General features: G+C 66.0%; 4 protein-coding genes. 3 read left to right on the top strand and 1 reads right to left on the bottom strand.

All coding sequences use genetic code 11. The annotated features are described in order from the left end of the window. Together A5780_RS38760 and A5780_RS42405 are read left to right on the top strand one after the other, a co-directional pair. Positions 1-316 (top strand): DUF5131 family protein (locus A5780_RS38760; protein ID WP_156769365.1); only part of this gene is annotated, 316 nt, incomplete at its 5' end. Next, positions 304-660, top strand: a complete 357-nt coding sequence (locus tag A5780_RS42405; RefSeq protein WP_231983234.1) for a hypothetical protein — start codon at positions 304-306, stop codon at positions 658-660. The genes A5780_RS38760 and A5780_RS42405, both read left to right, overlap by 13 nt. Positions 661-734: 74 nt before the next feature. Here A5780_RS42405 and A5780_RS38750 read toward each other — a convergent pair whose 3' ends face one another. After that, the gene (locus A5780_RS38750; RefSeq protein ID WP_156769786.1) at positions 735-1,169 is read right to left on the bottom strand and encodes a hypothetical protein; all 435 of its coding nucleotides are present in this window, start codon (positions 1,167-1,169) and stop codon (positions 735-737) included. A gap of 564 nt (positions 1,170-1,733) precedes the next feature. Here A5780_RS38750 and A5780_RS38745 point away from each other — a divergent pair. After that, positions 1,734-2,160, top strand: a 427-nt coding sequence (locus A5780_RS38745) for a type IV toxin-antitoxin system AbiEi family antitoxin domain-containing protein (RefSeq protein WP_197521974.1), incomplete at its 3' end; no start/stop codon positions are given.

Raw genomic sequence — 2,160 nt, 5'->3', positions numbered from 1 at the left:
GACCGGATGCCCGGACGGGTGCCGGTGCCGGTGGCCCGACGACGACGAACGCTTCGAATGCGGGTGCCCCGGCTGCGCCGACTGGCGGCCGATCCCGGCGATCGACTGGGTCATCGTCGGCGGCGAATCCGGGCCCCACGCCCGGCCGATCGAGGCGGACTGGGTGCGCGACCTGCGCGACCAGTGCGTCGAGGCCGGGACCGCGTTCTTCTTCAAGCAGTGGGGTGGCCGCACCCCGAAAACGGCCGGGCGTGAACTCGACGGCCGGATCTGGAACCAGTACCCGCAGAACAGGAGCACCTCATGCCACGCCTGATGTCGGTCTCGCTCACCGAACCCCAGGTCCGCGACCGGACAAAGACCGTCACCCGCCGTATGGGCTGGCTGATGCTGCAGCCCGGCACCCGGCTCACGCTGTGCCGCAAGGTGATGGGCCGCCGCCGCGGCGAACCACTCGTCCGGATCGTCGACGTGGAAGTACTCGACGTCGGGCGCGAGCGCCTCGACACCATCACACCCGAAGAAGTCCGCGCCGAGGGTTTCGATATGACGCCGGCGCAGTTCGGCGAGTTCTTCTGCGGCAGCCACACCGGCTGCACCCCGGACTCGATGGTCACCCGAATCCGGTGGCGCTACCTCGACGATCCGGAATCGCCGTAGCACCAACTGCATCATGATGGCGAGGGCCCCGCCGGCTGATACCCGGCGGGGCCCTCGCTCCTTACCGTAAAGCGTTACGCGGCTTTGCCGCGGAGGTACTCGGCCAGTTCCCGCAGCTCCGAGATCAGCTCCTCCCGCTGGATCGGATCCACGCCGCCAGCGGCCCATCCCCGCGCGGTCTGTTCCAGCCGCTGCGAGAGCGGTCCGAGGACCGACTGGATCGTCGTGGTGCTGGCCTTGTCGGCCTGCAGAGCGGTGATCTGGAGGAAGTAGCGGGCGAACAGCAGCAGTGACGGGTTGTCTCCCATCTGCTCCATATTGTCCGCCTGCCCCGGCTCGAGCAGGTTCATCGCCGAGTTCGGGTCAAAGGGGCTCATCTGGGCGGCGGCCATCAGTCCGCCGAGCTGCCAGGCCAGAACCTTGCCCGGCTGCGGGCCCATCGGCATCGTGGTCAGTCCCCCACGAAGCCGACCAAACTGCTCAACCCACTCACTCATCGTCGTGGTCACGGATACTCTCTTCCCCGCCGCATGCGGCCATGCAGAGCCGGGCCCGGCAGAGATGTACCCAACAATGGCGTGTCCCCCAGGTCGCTCGGAGTGAGCGACCTGCGTAACATCCGGGAAGTCCGTAGGAAGACAACCCGAGGCCCAGCTGGAGCACGCTCTGGCAGGGCCTCGGCGTTTTCTACCCGGTTGCCCAAGCCCGAAAGCCTGGTTGGCCGTACATCAGTTCGATGCAAGCCCAGAGCCTACACCTGGTGCGCGACAGATGATTCAACACAACATGTTGTGTCTCGCGGTGTCCAAGCGGGCCAGGTGTAGACCGTCTCGACGCGGTTGCTTCGCGCACTGGACATTGAACCAGGAATCAGCCCGATCACTCCGTACCCGCGGATCTCGAAGTCGGCGCCGGAGCGTTCGGGAGCTCAGCCAGGAAGACCACACCGCGCCGACCGCCATCCACCGCCGCTGCTGCAATAATTACGTCACTCTACGTCAATAATTACAGTCAGTCCGTCAAAAGTTTCCCTCAGAGCGCTAGTATTGACGCATTCGTGGTATTTTTGATGCATGAACGGCGATGAACTACTTCTCGATCTGGCCGATCTGGCCGAGTCGCAGTGGGGCCTGTTCACGACCGCGCAGGCCGCAGCGGTGGGTGTGACGCCGCAGCAGCTCAAGCGGATGGCTGATAAATGGCTGCTCACGCGGGTTCGCCATGGTGTGTACCGGTTGGCCGGAGCGCCGGCCGCGCCGCAGGAACTCATCCGCGCGGAGTGGCTGGCGCTCGAACCGAAGCGGTCGGCGGGCGATCGTCTGCAGGATCCCGTGCCGGTCGGGGTGGTCTCGCACCGGTCCGCGGCGTGGCTGCTCGAGTTGGGCGACGTGGATGCCGACATCCACGAATTCACCGTGCCGCGCCGGCGCGGAACCCGCAGCGCTGACGTGGCTTTCCACATCTCGGCTCTCGATCGCGACGACTGGCGTCTGGTGGATG

This window comes from Nocardia sp. 852002-20019_SCH5090214, assembly GCF_001665865.1.
GTDB classification, from domain to species: Bacteria; Actinomycetota; Actinomycetes; order Mycobacteriales; family Mycobacteriaceae; genus Nocardia; species Nocardia nova.
The sequence above is the reverse complement of the archived record's forward strand: the minus strand, read 5'-3'. Positions and strand labels throughout refer to the sequence as shown.